Here is a 1,209-nt window from a genome sequence, read left to right as displayed (position 1 = left end):
ATGTCCTCGAGGATCTGCACGTAGTCGTCGGGTGCGAGGTCGAACGGCAGGGCGAAGGCCACGCGACGCGGCGGCTCGCCCCGGCAGCGGTGCGGCAGGGGTGAGCCCGAGAGAGAGGTTGCTCGTCAGGCGACCTCGGTGACGGGGATGAACGCCGCCAGCCTGGATGCATCTCTGGTCTGGTCGTAGTCATGCAGCAGCGTGACGTAGGACTTTTTATCGATACTCCAGTCGTAGGTCGACAGCGTCTCCGACGGGCTCTGGGCGGCGTAGTGGACGAGGTCTGCGAGAAGTCGGGTGGTCCGGCCGTTGCCATCGACGAACGGATGGATCCGCACCACGTCCGCGTGAACGGCGATCCCGAGTTGTCGTGGGCTCCAGTCGTCCGTGTGCGTCCACCGGTACAGAATCGTGTCGAGTGAGGACCGCAGCTCCACGGAGATGTGTACGGGATCGATGCCCACGCTCTTCTCGGTGAGGCGGTAGACGCCAGCCCACTCCCAGATGTCTTCGTAGAGCCGGCGGTGAAGCTCACGCACGAAGGCGTCGCTCAGCAGCTCAGCGAGGGCCAACTGGCCCGATACGACCGCAGTCGCGAATTCGAGACCCACTTCGTCGCTGATCGCCTGCTCCGCGTCGTAGATGTCGGCCCGTGTGGGGTCGACCCCGAGGAGAGCACGGGCATCTGAAGTCAGCGCATCTGCCTCATCCGCATCGAGCGGAGTCTCGCCGTAGCCGGGTTCGAGTGGGGTCACGCTGAGCGACGGGACGCGAGAAACTTCTGCACATTGGCAGAGCGCTCGTGTCCGGCGGGGACGGCTCGTCGCTCCAGCGCAGCACTCAGGCGAGTTGACCGCTCGACTGCGCGGCGGAGGGCATCGGGGTTGATGTTTCTGCTCACGATGGCTCCTTTCTCGCCGTGTCGGATCCCTTGCATTCTACGCGCCAGCGCGGAGCTGGGGCCAGGTATGTCGCGAGCCGATCGATGTCCGCCCGCCATGTCGGCATCCGGAGGTTGTGCCCACGTCTCGTGCTCGCCGATGTCGCGCGCGATGCCGAAGATGTGCGCACATCGCTGAGGTTATGCCCGCGGCGCGGCGGGGCTCACGGCCCCGGCGCCCACCCCAGCAGTGGCCCCAACCGCCCGGCGATGTCCTCGAGGATCTGCACGTAGTCGTCGGGTGCGAGGTCGAACGGCAGGGCGAAGGC

Annotated in this window: 1 protein-coding gene; it reads right to left on the bottom strand. The window is 66.3% G+C overall.

The genetic code is table 11. From position 1 onward, the window contains the following. Window positions 1–125: 125 nt before the first annotated feature. Window positions 126–755, bottom strand: coding sequence for a Fic family protein (locus tag IFR11_RS16135; protein ID WP_191916852.1), 630 nt, complete (start codon window positions 753–755; stop codon window positions 126–128). Between the last annotated feature and the right edge of the window lie 454 nt (window positions 756–1,209).

The sequence above is a fragment of the Microbacterium sp. CFBP 8801 genome (assembly GCF_014839455.1).
Taxonomy (GTDB): Bacteria; Actinomycetota; Actinomycetes; order Actinomycetales; family Microbacteriaceae; genus Microbacterium.
The sequence above is the reverse complement of the archived record's forward strand: the minus strand, read 5'-3'. Positions and strand labels throughout refer to the sequence as shown.